The sequence below is a fragment of the Halomonas sp. A11-A genome, from assembly GCF_003182195.1.
In the GTDB taxonomy this organism is placed as follows: Bacteria; Pseudomonadota; Gammaproteobacteria; order Pseudomonadales; family Halomonadaceae; genus Halomonas; species Halomonas alkalicola.
This window is the reverse complement of record NZ_QGTM01000001.1, coordinates 75,544-89,475: the sequence shown is the minus strand read 5'-3', so window position 1 is coordinate 89,475 and position 13,932 is coordinate 75,544. Positions and strand designations below refer to the sequence as shown.

The 13,932-nt window shown below is 69.6% G+C and carries 17 protein-coding genes; 16 read left to right on the top strand and 1 reads right to left on the bottom strand.

What is annotated here, in order from left to right; genetic code table 11:
- Nucleotides 1-197 precede the first annotated feature (197 nt).
- The 3 genes from DER72_RS00400 to DER72_RS00390 are packed head-to-tail and all read left to right on the top strand — an operon-like array spanning nucleotide 198 to nucleotide 2,918.
- Nucleotides 198-1,145 (top strand): RluA family pseudouridine synthase, encoded by a 948-nt coding sequence (locus DER72_RS00400; RefSeq protein ID WP_110068034.1) that lies wholly within the window; start codon nucleotides 198-200, stop codon nucleotides 1,143-1,145.
- A gap of 9 nt (nucleotides 1,146-1,154) precedes the next feature.
- Nucleotides 1,155-1,808: an HAD-IA family hydrolase gene (locus DER72_RS00395; protein ID WP_110068033.1), complete on the top strand. Its 654-nt coding sequence runs from the start codon at nucleotides 1,155-1,157 to the stop codon at nucleotides 1,806-1,808.
- Nucleotides 1,809-1,811: 3 nt separating this feature from the next.
- Nucleotides 1,812-2,918, top strand: a complete 1,107-nt coding sequence (locus tag DER72_RS00390; RefSeq protein ID WP_110068032.1) for a S49 family peptidase — start codon at nucleotides 1,812-1,814, stop codon at nucleotides 2,916-2,918.
- On the opposite strand, the gene DER72_RS00385 is transcribed toward DER72_RS00390, so the two are convergent.
- Complete coding sequence (locus tag DER72_RS00385) at nucleotides 2,910-3,491, bottom strand: nucleoside triphosphate pyrophosphatase (RefSeq protein WP_110068031.1); 582 nt, start codon at nucleotides 3,489-3,491, stop codon at nucleotides 2,910-2,912. The two genes, DER72_RS00390 and DER72_RS00385, sit on opposite strands and share 9 nt — an antisense overlap.
- 102 nt (nucleotides 3,492-3,593) lie before the next feature.
- Here DER72_RS00385 and DER72_RS00380 point away from each other — a divergent pair, with 102 nt between their 5' ends.
- From DER72_RS00380 to DER72_RS00320, 13 genes are all read left to right on the top strand, one after another.
- The gene (locus DER72_RS00380; protein ID WP_110068030.1) at nucleotides 3,594-4,121 is read left to right on the top strand and encodes a YceD family protein; all 528 of its coding nucleotides are present in this window, start codon (nucleotides 3,594-3,596) and stop codon (nucleotides 4,119-4,121) included.
- A 32-nt stretch (nucleotides 4,122-4,153) separates the two neighbouring features.
- Nucleotides 4,154-4,324, top strand: a complete 171-nt coding sequence (rpmF, locus tag DER72_RS00375; RefSeq protein ID WP_023005526.1) for a 50S ribosomal protein L32 — start codon at nucleotides 4,154-4,156, stop codon at nucleotides 4,322-4,324.
- A gap of 43 nt (nucleotides 4,325-4,367) precedes the next feature.
- Nucleotides 4,368-5,483 (top strand): phosphate acyltransferase PlsX, encoded by a 1,116-nt coding sequence (gene plsX / locus DER72_RS00370; RefSeq protein WP_110068029.1) that lies wholly within the window; start codon nucleotides 4,368-4,370, stop codon nucleotides 5,481-5,483.
- 5 nt (nucleotides 5,484-5,488) lie between these two features.
- Nucleotides 5,489-6,457: an ACP S-malonyltransferase gene (fabD, locus tag DER72_RS00365; RefSeq protein WP_110068354.1), complete on the top strand. Its 969-nt coding sequence runs from the start codon at nucleotides 5,489-5,491 to the stop codon at nucleotides 6,455-6,457.
- A gap of 30 nt (nucleotides 6,458-6,487) precedes the next feature.
- Nucleotides 6,488-7,231, top strand: coding sequence for a 3-oxoacyl-ACP reductase FabG (fabG, locus tag DER72_RS00360; RefSeq protein WP_110068028.1), 744 nt, complete (start codon nucleotides 6,488-6,490; stop codon nucleotides 7,229-7,231).
- Between the two features lie 131 nt (nucleotides 7,232-7,362).
- Nucleotides 7,363-7,596: an acyl carrier protein gene (gene acpP / locus DER72_RS00355; RefSeq protein WP_008956801.1), complete on the top strand. Its 234-nt coding sequence runs from the start codon at nucleotides 7,363-7,365 to the stop codon at nucleotides 7,594-7,596.
- Between the two features lie 197 nt (nucleotides 7,597-7,793).
- Nucleotides 7,794-9,032: a beta-ketoacyl-ACP synthase II gene (fabF, locus tag DER72_RS00350; protein ID WP_110068027.1), complete on the top strand. Its 1,239-nt coding sequence runs from the start codon at nucleotides 7,794-7,796 to the stop codon at nucleotides 9,030-9,032.
- Nucleotides 9,033-9,051: 19 nt separating this feature from the next.
- Entirely contained in the window at nucleotides 9,052-9,867 is an 816-nt protein-coding gene (gene pabC, locus DER72_RS00345; RefSeq protein ID WP_110068026.1) for an aminodeoxychorismate lyase, read from the top strand.
- Nucleotides 9,868-9,888: 21 nt separating this feature from the next.
- Complete coding sequence (mltG, locus tag DER72_RS00340; RefSeq protein WP_110068025.1) at nucleotides 9,889-10,893, top strand: endolytic transglycosylase MltG; 1,005 nt, start codon at nucleotides 9,889-9,891, stop codon at nucleotides 10,891-10,893.
- Between the two features lie 209 nt (nucleotides 10,894-11,102).
- The gene (gene tmk / locus DER72_RS00335) at nucleotides 11,103-11,723 is read left to right on the top strand and encodes a dTMP kinase (protein WP_258306148.1); all 621 of its coding nucleotides are present in this window, start codon (nucleotides 11,103-11,105) and stop codon (nucleotides 11,721-11,723) included.
- Nucleotides 11,714-12,712, top strand: coding sequence for a DNA polymerase III subunit delta' (locus tag DER72_RS00330; RefSeq protein ID WP_110068023.1), 999 nt, complete (start codon nucleotides 11,714-11,716; stop codon nucleotides 12,710-12,712). The genes tmk and DER72_RS00330 overlap by 10 nt, the downstream gene beginning before the upstream one ends.
- Before the next feature lie 14 nt (nucleotides 12,713-12,726).
- On the top strand, nucleotides 12,727-13,065 hold the full coding sequence (locus DER72_RS00325) for a PilZ domain-containing protein (protein ID WP_110068022.1): 339 nt from the start codon (nucleotides 12,727-12,729) through the stop codon (nucleotides 13,063-13,065).
- A 12-nt stretch (nucleotides 13,066-13,077) separates the two neighbouring features.
- Nucleotides 13,078-13,926: a TatD family hydrolase gene (locus DER72_RS00320; protein WP_110068021.1), complete on the top strand. Its 849-nt coding sequence runs from the start codon at nucleotides 13,078-13,080 to the stop codon at nucleotides 13,924-13,926.
- The last annotated feature ends 6 nt before the right edge of the window (nucleotides 13,927-13,932 follow it).

Here is a 13,932-nt window from a genome sequence, read left to right as displayed (position 1 = left end):
ACGTATCGACGTCGTCGCGGCCTGATCTTTTCGCTCCGGCCTGCGTGTCTGTCGGGCAGGCGCCAGAGGGCCGGGTTTGGTCCATTGGAGCGAATTGGCAATATAACAGCAACCGGGCCGCGCCAGCAATTGGCGCGCCGGGAAGCCCACTGCGATAGAATGCGCCTTTTGGCAGTTTCCGGCAGTGGAGTCTCGGCATGGCCGAAGGGCGCGACGTACAGTGGGTCGAGGTGACGGAAGGTCAGGATGGCCAGCGGGTCGACAATTTCCTGATGACCCGGATCAAGGGAGCGCCGCGGGCGCTCATCTACCGCATCGTGCGCAAGGGCGAGGTGCGGGTGAACAAGAAGCGCGTCAAGCCGGACACCCGCCTCGTGGTCGGTGATCTGGTGCGCATCCCGCCACTCAAGCTCTCTCCCCGCGAGGCGGTGCGGGAGGTGAGTGACAACCTGCGCAACCTGCTGGCCGGCAGCGTGCTGGTCGAGGGGCGCGACTGGCTGGTGATCAACAAGCCGGCGGGGCTCGCCGTACACGGCGGCAGCGGGGTCAAGATCGGCCTGATCGAGGCGCTGCGCCAGGTGCGCGATGACCTGGACTTCCTGGAGCTGGTGCACCGGCTGGATCGCGACACCTCCGGCTGCCTGCTGCTGGCCAAGTCGCGTCCGGCGCTGCTGGTGCTGAACGAGGCCCTCAAGCAGCAGCAGATGGGCAAGCGCTACCTGGCCCTGGTGGCCGGTCGCTGGCCGGCGCGGCGAGACTACGTGGCGGCACGGCTGGACCGCTACACCCTGGCCAACGGCGAGCGTCGGGTGCGGGTCGATCCGGCCGGCAAGGTCTCCCGCACGCTCTTCGCGGTGCGTGAGGCCTTGCCGAGGGTGACGCTGCTGGAGGCCGAGCCGGTCACCGGGCGGACCCATCAGATCCGCGTGCATGCCGCCCATGCCGGCCATCCGCTGCTGGGCGACGACAAGTATGCCAGTCGCGACAGCCAGCGGCTCAGCGAGTCCCTCGGCGTGACGCGGCTCTTCCTGCACGCCGAATCGCTGAGCTTCCCCGAGCCCACCAGCGGCCGCCCGGTGCAGATCAAGGCGCCGCTGCCCGACGACCTCCAGGCGGCGCTCGCCCGCGCCCGCCAGGCCGGCTGAGGAGTGACGATGCGCTATCGACTGGTGATCTTCGATTGGGACGGGACCCTGATGGACTCCGTGGCCCGCATCGTCGACTGCATGCAGGCGGCGGCCCGGGACGCGGGCTGGGGCCATCTGGAGCCCGCCGCGGTGCGTGACATCATCGGCCTGGGTCTGCCCGAGGCGATCGCCACCCTCTGTCCGGGGATCGACCCCGACCGCGCCGAGCTGCTGCGCAGCCGCTACGCCTGGCACTTCGTCGAGGGCAACGACACCCCGATGCGCTTCTTCCCCGAGGTGGAGGCGGGGCTTGCCGACCTGTACGGCCGTGGCGGGCAGCGTCTGGCGGTGGCCACGGGCAAGAGCCGCCGAGGCCTCGACCGCGTCTTCCGCGAGAGCGGCAGCGGTCGCTGGTTCCACGCCAGCCGCACCGCCGACGAGACCCGCTCCAAGCCGCACCCGCAGATGCTCAACGAGCTGCTGGACGAGCTCGAGGTGGACGTGGCGGAGGCGGTAATGGTGGGGGACACCGAGTATGATCTGGAGATGGCCCGGGCCATCGGCATGGACCGGGTGGCGGTGACTTGGGGGGTGCATGCGCCCGCGCGGTTGGCGGCCAGCTGGCCGACCTTCACCGCCGAGGCGGTGCCCGAACTCTTCGATTGGCTGCAGGGAAGGTAAGGCATGAGTGACGACGATCAGAAGCGTGGTACCACGCAGGACCCCTGGACCCAGGGGGAGGAGCGCAGCCCCGAGCAGGCTCGCGAGGAGCGCGAGGCGCGCCGCACACTGGCGGAACCGGTCGCGGCGCAGGCCGAGAGCGCCGAGGCCCTGCGCGAGCGCCAGCGCCTCCAGCAGCTGGAGATGATGGATCGCTGGATCGGCGGGATGCTGACGGAGCAGCGCCGCGCGCGACGCTGGAAGCTCTTCTTCCGCTTCCTGTTCGCGGCGCTGATCCTGGCCTCGCTCTCGGCGACTCTCTACAGCCTGGTGGCCGGCCCCCCCGGCAGCAGTGCCGCGTCCGGGCCGCACCTGGGGGTGGTCAAGGTGCGCGGCGTGATCGATTCGGAGTCGCCGGCCAGTGCCGAGCGCATCATCACCGGGCTCAATCGCGCCTGGGATGCCGAGGAGAGTGTGGCGGTGGTGCTGCAGATCGACAGCCCCGGCGGCAGTCCGGTGCAGTCTCAGCGCATCTTCGACGAGATCATGCGGCTGCGCGGCGAGGGCGACAAGCCGATCATCGCGGTGATCGAGGATGTGGGGGCCAGCGGCGCCTACTATATAGCCGCGGCGGCCGACGAGATCCTGGTAGCGCCGGCCAGCCTGGTGGGGTCCATCGGAGTGATCTCGGCCAGCTTCGGCTTCGAGGAGGCGATCGAGCGCCTGGGCGTGGAACGACGTGTCTTCGCCGCCGGTGACAACAAGGCCTTCCTCGACCCCTTCTCGGCGCTGGCACCCGAGCAGCGCGATTTCTGGCTGTCGGTGCTGGCCACTACCCACCGCCAGTTCATCGAGGCCGTGCGAGAAGGGCGGGGCGATCGCCTGAGCGAGGACGAGCGACTGTTCAGCGGCCTGGTGTGGAGCGGCGAGCAGGCCGTGGGGCTGGGCCTGGTGGACGGCATCGGCAGCCTGGGCGGCCTGGCCCGGGAGCGGCTGGTCGAGCCCAGGGTGCGGGACTACACCCCGCGCCTGGACCCCTTCGAGCGTTTCTCCCGGCAGTTTGGTCGCGTCGCCATGGAGCTGCTGGGGGTGCCCCGCGCCGATTCGCCGCTGCGCTATCAGTTACCCTAGCGGGTCGAGGCCCGCCTCGCGCAGCATGGCGCAGAGGCGGATCAGCGGCAGGCCGATCAGGGTGTTGGGGTCGTCGCCCTCGAGCTTCTCGAACAGGGCGACCCCCAGCCCCTCCATGCGAAAGCTGCCGGCGCACTCCAGCGGCAGCTCCTTCTCCACGTAGCGGGCGATCTCGCCCTCGCCGAGCCGGCGAAACACCACGTCATAGGTCTCATGGGTTACCCAGTGGCGCCCACGGCGCGTGTCCAGCAGGGCCAGGCCGGTCAGGAAACGCACCCGCTGCCCGGAGAAGCGCGCCAGTTGGCGTCTCGCGGCGGCCGCATCGGCTGGCTTGCCGAGAATATCGCCGTCGAACAGGGCCACCTGGTCGGAGCCGATGATCAGGTGGTCGGGCCACGTCTCGGCCAGGGCTTGGGCCTTGCCCAGCGCCAGCCGGTGCACCAGGGTGGCGGGAGCCTCCCCCGGGTGTGGGGTCTCGTCGATGTCGGGGCTCTGCCAGGCGTAGGGGATTTCCAGGCGATCGAGGAGCTGGCGGCGCCAGCGAGAACCTGAGGCGAGGACGAGTCGTGACATGGGGACTTTCCCAGTGGCGGATGGATAACCGAGGGTAGCATGAGCCGAACGCTCAACGGCGGCTTTGACAGGGGAGGGGGGAGTGCCTATCATTGCGCGCCTATGTTGACCACACGACTTCCCATCAGGGTCGAGCCCTACAAGCTTGCAGCCCGCGCCGAGCGACTCGAGGGCCTGATGGCCCTCGTCGATTTTACACGCCTGGCCGAAGAGGTCGGCGCCCAGACCGGCGATATTCGCGTCACCCTCGGTTTCGGCATCGACGCCCAGGGACGCCGAGTGATCCATGGCCGCCTGGAGGCCGACCTGCAGCTGCCGTGCCGGCGCTGCCTGTCGCCCCTGGCGCAGCGCGTGGAGAGCGATTTCCTGCTGGGGATGGTCACCAGCGACGATCTGGCAGCCGAGTTGCCGAGCACGCATGAGCCGGTGCTGGTGGAAGACGAACAGCTGAACCTGCTGACGGTGGTCGAGGACGAACTGATCCTCAGCCTGCCTCAGGTGGTTTACCACGATGAGGCCGACTGTGAGGTCTCTCGCGACCAGCTGACCAGCGGGGAGGATGCCCTGGCATCCCGGGAGCCCGCAGCGAGCCCCTTCGATGTGCTCAGGCACCTCAAGGGCAAATCCTGATTCATCATCGTTTTACTCTGGAGTGACATCCCATGGCAGTTCAACAGAACCGCAAGACCCGTTCCAAGCGCGGCATGCGTCGTAGCCACGACGCCCTGAGCGCTCCGGCCCTGTCCCAGGACAAGGAGACCGGTACCACTCACCTGCGCCACCACGTCTCTCCGGACGGCTTCTACCGTGGTCGCAAGGTCGTCGACGCCTGAGGCGACGACGCATCTCCCGGTGACGCCTGGCCGCTGACTCCCCGTGCGGATCGCCATCGATGCGATGGGCGGTGACCTCGGTCCCCGCGCCACCGTGCGAGGAGCGGCCAGTGCGGCCCTCCAGGACTCCCGTCTCTCGCTCCTGCTGTTCGGCCCGCGTCGACAGCTGGAGGGAGAGATCTCCTGCCTGCCGCGGCGTCTCGTCGCGGCTGGTTCGCGTCTGGAGGTCGTGGATGCCGCCGAGGTAATCGCCCCTGGTCAGCGCCCCGCCGACGCCCTGCGCCATGGCCAGGCCAGCAGCATGGCCAGGATGCTGGCCGCGGTAGCGGCCGGCGACGCCGCGGCGGGGGTCAGCGCCGGCAACACCGGTGCCCTGGTGGCGCTGGGGCGCCAGGCGCTGGGCACCGTGGCCGGCATTCCGCGTCCGGCGATCAGCACTGCCATTCCGACCCGCAGCCAGGGGCGCTGCTATCTGCTCGATCTGGGGGCCAACGTCGAGGCCTCCGCCGAGCGGCTGGTGGACTTTGCCCTGATGGGTGAGCTGATGGCTCGTCATGTGGACGGGATCGAGGCCCCCCGGGTGGCGCTGCTCAACGTCGGCGTCGAGGGCACCAAGGGCACGGCCAGCGTTCGCGAGGCCGATGCGCGGCTGCGTGCCCTCGGCGGACTCGACTATCGTGGCTACGTGGAAGGCGACGGCATCTTCGCCGGCCAGGTGGACGTGGTGGTGTGCGACGGCTTCGTCGGCAACGCCGTGCTCAAGGCGAGCGAGGGGCTGGCGCGCATGCTGGTGGAGCGGGTCCAGGCGACCTTCGAGGCCCATTGGAGCAGCCGCCTGGTCGGGGCCCTGGCGCGGCCGGCGCTGCGCCGCCTCAAGGGCGAGCTGGATCCGGTGCGCTACAATGGCGCCAGCCTGCTGGGCCTAGGCGGCATCGTGGTGAAGAGCCATGGCGGTGCCGACGCCGCAGGCTTCCACTATGCGGTGCTGCGGGCGGTCCAGGAGGTGCGGCATGACCTGCCGCGCTGCCTGGCGGCGGGCCTGGCCCCACGGCGGGGCGTTGGCGAGTCGATCGGCAGGGCCGGTCGAGTCGCCAGCGATCCCGACATCCTCACGCCGGGAATTTCCGGCGCTGATGACAGCCAACAAGAGCAAAGGTGACCAAGATGACTCAATCCCTCGCCCTCGTGTTCCCCGGGCAGGGTTCCCAGCAGATCGGCATGCTGCGGGAGCTGGCGGAACGCTACAGCGTGGTGCGTACCTCCTTCGAGGAGGCCTCCGACGCGCTGGGCTATGACCTCTGGCAGGTGGTGCAGGAGGGGCCGGCAGACGCCCTCAATGCCACCGCCTGCACCCAGCCTGCCCTGCTCACCGCCAGCGTCGCCATCTGGCGGGTCTGGCAGGAGCTGGAGGGGCCGCGCCCCGGTGCCATGGCCGGTCACAGCCTCGGCGAGTACAGCGCCATGGTGTGCGCCGGGGTGATGAGCTTCGCCGAGGGCGTCAAGCTGGTGCGCCTGCGCGGCGAGGCGATGCAGGCGGCGGTGCCGGTGGGTCAGGGCGCCATGGCGGCGATCCTCGGTCTCGACGATGGCGTGGTGGAGCAGGCCTGCGCCGAGGCCGCCCAGGGCGAGGTGGTCTCCGCGGTCAACTATAATGCCCCCGGTCAGGTGGTGATCGCCGGCAGCAGTGCCGCCGTGGAGCGCGCCATCGCCGCCTGCCAGGCGGCCGGTGCCAAGCGTGCCATGGCGCTGCCTGTCTCGGTGCCCTCCCACTGTGCGCTGATGGAGCCCGCCGCCGAGCGCCTGGCCGAGGCGATGGCCGCCATCGAGCTGCGTGCCCCGCGCTATACCGTCTTCCAGAACGTCGATGCCCAGGCCCACGCCGATACCGAGACCCTGCGTACCCGGCTGATCGAGCAGCTCTATCGCCCGGTGCGCTGGACCTCCTGCGTCGAGGCCATGGTCGAGGGCGGCGCCGAGGTGTTCATCGAGTGCGGCCCCGGCAAGGTGCTCACCGGCCTCGGCAAGCGCATCGCTCGGGGCAGCAAAGGGCTGGCCGTCAACGACCCGGACAGCCTTGAGGCGGCCCTGGAGCTGGCCCGCAGCGCCGCCAACGGCGGCTCGACCAACGGCTGAACCATTCCTCAGGACGAAGGCGAAAACACCATGACAACCGAAACGAGAGTTGCCCTGATCACCGGCGCCAGCCGCGGCATCGGCCGGGCCATCGCCCATGAGCTGGGCCGTCAGGGGCGCATTGTGATCGGCACCGCCACTAGCGATGCCGGCGCCGAGAAGATCGACGCCGATCTCAAGGCCCAGGGGATCCAGGGCGCCGGGCGCCGGCTCGATGTCACCGACGCGGCCAGCGTCGAGGCCCTGGTCAAGGCGGTCACCGAGGAGTTCGGAGCGCCGACCATCCTGGTCAACAATGCCGGGATCACCCGCGACAACCTGCTGATGCGCATGAAGGAAGAGGAGTGGAGCGACGTCGTCGACACCAACCTGACCTCGGTCTATCGCGTCAGCAAGGCCTGCCTGCGTGGCATGACCCGGGCGCGCTTCGGTCGCATTGTCAACATCAGCTCGGTGGTGGCCACCATGGGTAATCTGGGGCAGACCAACTATGCTGCCGCCAAGGCGGGCATGGAGGGCTTCACCCGGGCCCTGGCCCGCGAGGTTGCCTCTCGCGCCATCACCGTCAATGCGGTGGCCCCGGGCTTCATCGCCACCGACATGACCGAGGCGCTGCCCGAGGAGCAGCACAAGATGCTGCTGGGCCAGATTCCCCTGGCGCGGCTGGGCCAGCCGGAGGAAATTGCCGCGGCGGTGGGCTTCCTTACCGGCGACACGGCGAGCTACATCACCGGCGAGACGCTGCACGTCAACGGTGGGATGAACATGCGTTGAGTCCCTTCCGGGACGGCGGTTGCGCCGGCCCCGGGGCGTCTATAAACTACCCCGCAGCTTCCGTCTGCGGATCTGGAACCCCAACGGCTGGTCATCTGGACGGCCAATTTGAACGACTGGAGTACGTCATAATGAGCACCATCGAAGAGCGCGTGAAGAAGGTTGTGGCCGAGCGCCTGAACGTCAAGGAAGAGGACATCCAGAACAGCTCCTCCTTCACCGAGGACCTGGGCGCCGACTCCCTGGATACCGTCGAGCTGGTCATGGCGCTCGAGGAAGAGTTCGATACTGAGATCCCGGACGAAGAAGCCGAGAAGATCACCACCGTCCAGGAAGCCATCGACTACGTCAACGCCCACCAGTAAGCCTGGTGGCGGTCGATGCCGCCTGACGCGGGGAACCGCTTCCCCGGAGAAAAGCCGCCTCGCTAGGCGGCTTTTTCGTGGCAGCGGGATAGGAGGCTTGTCAGGGCAGCGCAGGGCGGGGAGACTCGGTATAATGCGCGCAAAGGACGGCTCCTCGCGGGGGAGCCCTGTCATACTGGATGTCTGGAGGAACACTGATGGCACGTAGAAGGGTAGTGGTGACCGGTCTGGGACTGGTCACGCCGGTGGGGAATAGCGTCGAGGAGAGCTGGTCCAGCATCAAGGCCGGCAAGAGTGGTATCGCCCCCATCGAGCACTTCGATGCCAGCGGCTTCAACACCCGCTTCGGCGGCTCGGTGAAGGACTTCGACATCAGTCCCTACCTGAACCCCAAGGAGGCCCGCAAGATGGACCTCTTCATCCAGTACGGGGTGGCGGCAGGGGCCCAGGCGATCCAGGATTCCGGGATCGAGTGTACCGAGGAGAACGCCGCGCGCATCGGCGTGGCCATCGGCTCCGGCATCGGCGGCCTGCCGATGATCGAGCACAACCACAGCGCCATGCTCAAGAGCGGCCCGCGGCGCATCTCGCCCTTCTTCGTGCCCGGCTCCATCATCAACATGATCTCCGGCAATCTGGCCATCCAGCACGGCTTCCGTGGCCCCAACATCGCCATCACCACTGCCTGCACCACCGGTACCCACAACATCGGCTACAGCGCCCGCACCATCGCCTACGGTGACGCCGACGTGATGATCTGCGGCGGGGCCGAGATGGCCACCACGCCCTTGGGCCTGGGCGGCTTCTCCGCGGCGCGGGCGCTGTCGACCCGCAACGAGGCGCCCGAGGCGGCCAGCCGCCCTTGGGACCGTGACCGCGACGGCTTCGTGCTCTCCGATGGCGCCGGAGTGCTGGTGCTGGAGGAGTACGAGCACGCCAGGGCGCGCGGTGCGACCATCTACGCCGAGCTGATTGGCTTCGGCATGAGCGACGACGCCTACCACATGACTGCCCCGCCCGAGGACGGCAGCGGCGCGGCGCTCTCCATGGCCAATGCCGTCAGGGATGCCGGCATCGATGCCTCGGCCATCCACTACATCAATGCCCACGGCACCTCCACCCCGGCCGGCGACCTGGCCGAGAGTCGCGCTGTGGAGAAGGTGATGGGCGCGGCGGCGAAGTCCGTGGCGGTGAGCTCCACCAAGTCGATGATCGGCCACCTGCTGGGGGCCGCCGGCGCCGTGGAGGCGATCTTCTCGATCTTGGCCATCCGCGATCAGGTGGCGCCGCCTACCATCAACCTGGACAACCCCCAGGAGGGCTGCAATCTCGACTACGTGCCGCACACTGCCCGGGAGATGAAGATCGACGTGGCGCTGTCGAACTCCTTCGGCTTCGGCGGCACCAATGGCACCCTGATCTTCTCCCGGGTCTGACCCGGGAGTAGCCAAGCCGATGCGCGACGGGCAGGGCGGCTGGCCGCTGGACGACCGCGGAGCCGCCTACGGCGACGGCCTATTCGAGACCGTGCTGCTGCGCGATGGCCGTCCGCTGCTGTGGGATGAGCACCTGGCGCGGCTGGTGCGTGGCTGCCATGCCCTGGGCATTCCGATGCCCGCCGAGCGTGAGCTGGCCGCCCCCCTGGCCGAGGCGGGGCCGGGGCTCGTGGTACTCAAGCTGATCTTGACTCGCGGCAGCGGTGGCCGCGGTTACCGGCCGCCGGCGTCCCCCGAGCCTCGCCTGCGCTGGCAGCTGGCGACCTTCGCCCCCGCGCAGAGCCACTGGTGGGAGGGCGTGCGAGTGCGACACTGCCGCCTGCGGCTGGGCATCCAGCCGGCGCTGGCGGGGATCAAGCACCTCAATCGCCTGGAGAATGTGCTGGCCCGTTCGGAGTGGGACGACGAAACAGTTGCCGAGGGGCTGCTCTGCGACAGCGATGGCCGGCTGGTGGAGGCGACCGCCATGAACCTCTTCTGGCAGCGTGACGGCCGCCTGGAGACGCCGCGCCTCGACCGCTGCGGCGTGGCGGGCACCCTGCGCGAGGCCCTGAGGGAGCGCCTTTCCATCGCCGAGGTCGAGGCCGGGCCCGAGGCACTCATCGCGGCCGAGGCGGTGTGGCTTTGCAACTCGGTGCAGGGGGTTTGGCCGGTGGTTCGCCTCGATGATGCCGACGGCATCGTGCGGCAGCGCTGGTCCCTTGCGCCGCTGCACCGGGGCTTCCAGGCCGAGGCCCATCGCCTGCTGGGCTATCCACTGCCCGATCCGACCTGACCTGAGACGACGAGGACGCCGATGCTGCGTGTGCTGAAGATCCTGCTGGTGCTGGCCATCCTGGCCGCCGCTGCCTTGTTCGGTGGTTACCGCTACTGGGAATCCCGGCTCGAGGCGCCCATCGCGGTGAGCGAGCCGACCCTCTACGAGGTGCCCCGCGGCGCCGGCTACAACCGGGTGGTGGCCGACCTGGCCCAGCGCGGAATGATCGAGGACGACTGGGCCTTCCGCCTGCTGACCCGCCTGGAGCCCGACAGCGTGCCGCGCCTGCGTGCCGGCGAGTACATGCTGGAGCCGGGCATGAGCGGGCGCGAGCTGGTGGCGCTGCTCGGCAGCGACCGGGTGGTCACCTACCCGCTGACCATCCCCGAGGGCTGGACCTTCCGTCAGATGCGCCAGCTGCTGGACAACGCCCCCAAGCTGGAGAACCGCACCGCCGGCCTCTCCGACGAGGAGGTGATGGCGCTGCTGGACCGCGAGGGCGTCCATCCCGAGGGCTGGTTCTTCCCCGACACCTACCGCTACCACAAGGGGGTGAGCGACGTGGAGATCCTCCGCCAGGCGCTCACCCGCATGGAGACGATCCTCGAGGAGGTATGGGAGGGGCGCGCCGACGACCTCACCATCGAGTCGCCCTACGAGGCGCTGATCATGGCCTCCTTGATCGAGCGTGAGACCGGTGCGCCCGAGGAGCGCCGCGAGATCGCCGGTGTCTTCAAGCGGCGCATGCAGACCGGGATGCGCCTGCAGACCGATCCCACCGTGATTTACGGCATGGGCGAGCGCTACGAGGGCCGCATCACCCGCGCCGACCTGCGCGAGGCGACCCCCTACAACACCTACGTGATCGACGGCCTGCCGCCGACGCCCATCGCCATGCCGGGCCGGGCGTCGCTGGAGGCCGCGGTGGATCCGCTGCCCGGCGAGACCCTCTACTTCGTCTCCCGAGGCGACGGTACGCACCACTTCTCGCGCACCCTGCGCGAGCACAACAACGCGGTGAACCGGTATATCCGCAATCGCTGACGGGAGCAGGCATGAGCAACCAAGACGCCGACCGGATAGCGAGGAACGCCGGGGATAGTCCGCAGAGAAGCTCCTGCGCCAGGGATGGCGCCGGTAGCGTACAGGGAAGTATTCACAGCGCCTCCTCGACGGTCCGGCGCTCCGGGGAGTGTCGCCGGGAAAATTCCGAGCGGAATGGCGATCAAGGGAATCAAGGGAAGGGGCGCTTCATTACCCTGGAGGGGGGCGAGGGGGTCGGCAAGTCCACCAACCTGGCCCGGGTGGTCGCCTGGCTCGAAGCCCGAGGGCTCGAGGTGGTGCAGACTCGCGAACCCGGCGGTACCCCGCGGGCCGAGGCGATCCGCCGCTTGCTTCTCGACCCCGACGTCGAGGAGCCGCTAGACGTCGATGCCGAGCTGCTGCTGGTCTTCGCCGCCCGCGCCCAGCACCTGGCGCGGGTGATTCGCCCCGCGCTCGAGCGCGGCGCCTGGGTGGTCTGCGACCGCTTCACCGATGCCACCTACGCCTACCAGGGCGGCGGGCGGGGCATCGACCCCGCGCGCATCGCCGAGCTGGAGCGCTTCGTGCAGCGGGACCTCGCCCCCGACTTGACCCTACTGCTGGACATGCCCATCGAGGCGGCCCGCGAACGCGTGGCCCTGCGCGGCGAGACGCCGGATCGCTTCGAGCGCGAACGCGGCGAGTTCTTCTCAGCGGTGCGCCAGGCCTACCTGGCCCGCGCCGCCGCCGCCCCCGAGCGTATCGCCGTGGTGGACGCCTCGCGCCCCCTGGCGGTGGTCGGGGAGCAGATCGAGGCGCTCCTGGCCCAGCGGGTGTCGGCATGGCGGTAGCGTCCTCGGTCGGCCAACCGCTGCCCTGGCTGGCGCCGCGCTTCGCCGAGCTGACGCGCCTGGCCCAGGCGGGCCGGCTGCCCCATGCGCTGCTGATCTCGGGGCCGCGCGGGGTAGGCAAGCGCTCCCTGGCCGACGCCCTGGTCGCGCGCACCCTGTGCGCCTCCCCCGGTGAGAGCGCCTGCGGCAGCTGCCACGGCTGCCGCATGCTGGCCTCGGGCTATCACCCCGACCTGCTGCGCGTGGAGCCGGAGGAGGGCAAGCGCCAGATCCGCATCGATGTCATCCGCGAGGTCAACGCCTTCGTGGCCCAGACCCCACAGCAGGGCGGCTACCGGGTGATCGTCATCGCCCCGGCCGAGGCCATGAACCTGGCTGCCGCCAACGCCCTGCTCAAGAGCCTCGAGGAGCCGGGGGAGCGCACCCTCTTCGTGCTGCTCGCCGACATTCCCTCGCGCCTGCTGCCCACCATCCGCTCACGCTGTCAGCACTGGAGCCTGGCGGTGCCCGGGGAGGCGGCCTGCCTGCCCTGGCTAGCCGAGCGACTCGGCGACGAGCAGGAGGCCCGCTTCTGGCTGGGGCTCGCCGGCGGGCTGCCCCTGGCCGCCCTGGCCCAGGCCGAGCCGGCCTCCCGGGCGCTGCGCCAGCAGCTGGTCGAGACCTTCGAGGCGCTGGTTCGCGGCGCCGAGCCGGTGGCCGAGGCCGCCCGGCTGGAGCGTCAGTCGGCGGAGGCGATCCTGTGGTACGGTATCGCCTGGCTGGAGGACCTGATCCGGCTGGGGCTCTCGGGGCAATCCAGCGAGCTGCGCAATCCCGATCTGCTACCGCTCTACCGCCAGGCGGTGAAGAACGCGCGCCTACGCGACTGGTTCCGCCTGCTCGACTACGCCCGGGAACAGCGTCGCCTGCTGACCGCGGGCGGCAATCCCAACCCCCAGCTGGTGCTCGAAGCCTGGCTGGTGCGCTGGTCCGCGCTGCTGCGCTCGTGAACGAGGAGAGGCCCATGACGGCTGCCCAGAAGGCCCTGTCGCTGAATATCCAGGATGTCCAGACGCTTCTCTCGGCCTACATGCCGATGCTCGAGCGGGGGGGCATCTTCGTGCCCACCCGGGAGCGCTACGAGCTGGGGCAGGAGATCTACCTGCTGCTCACCCTGCCCGGCGAGAGCGACCGGGTCCCGGTCACCGGCCAGGTGGTGTGGGTCTCCCCGGAAGGGGTCAGTGGACGGCGCATGCCCGGCGTCGGCATCCACTTCAGTGCCGGTGACCAGTCGGTGCGCGACCGCATCGAGAGCCTGCTGGCCGGCCATCTGGACAAGGGCGCGCCCACCTACACGCTGTAATCAAGGACCCCCATGTTTGTCGATTCCCACTGCCATCTCGATCGCCTCGACCCCGCGACTCATGGCGGCGACCTCGCCGCCACCCTGGACGCCGCCCGCGCCCGCGGGGTGAAGCAGTTCCTGGCCATCGGCGTGACCCTGGAGGAGCTGCCCGGTATCGCCGCCATCGCCAGGGCCCATGACGACGTGGTGATCTCCGCCGGGGTTCACCCGCTGCACAGCGTCGCCGAGGAACCGAGCCTCGAGGCGATCAAGGAGGCCGCCGAGCGCTTCGGCGCCGTGGCCATCGGCGAGTGTGGCCTGGACTACCATTATCTGGAGAAGGCGCCGGACAAGGTGCCCTCCCGCGAGGTGCAGCGCGAGCGCTTCCGCCGTCAGCTGATCGCCGCGACCGAACTCGAGCTGCCGGTGATCATCCACACCCGGGAGGCCCGCGAGGAGACCCTGGCGATGCTCCGCGAGCACACCGATCCGGCCATCGGCGGCGTGCTGCACTGCTTCACCGAGGATCTCGACATGGCCCGGGAAGCGGTGCGCCACGGCTTCTACATCTCGCTCTCCGGCATCGTCACCTTCCGCAACGCCGAGGCGCTGCGCGAGGTGGCGCGCAAGGTGCCGCTGGACCGGCTGCTGATCGAGACCGACAGCCCCTACCTGGCGCCGGTGCCCCATCGCGGCAAGCCCAACGAGCCGGCCTGGGTGGTGGAGGTCGCCGAGTGCATCGCCGCCGAGCGTGGCATCAGCGTGGAGGAGGTTGCCATGCAGACCACCGCCAACTTCTACCGCCTGTTCCGGGCCGCGGCCCCCGAGGCGCCCGCCGAGCTGCGCGAGACGCTGCGCGGCGCGGGCCTGCTGGGCTGATTCATT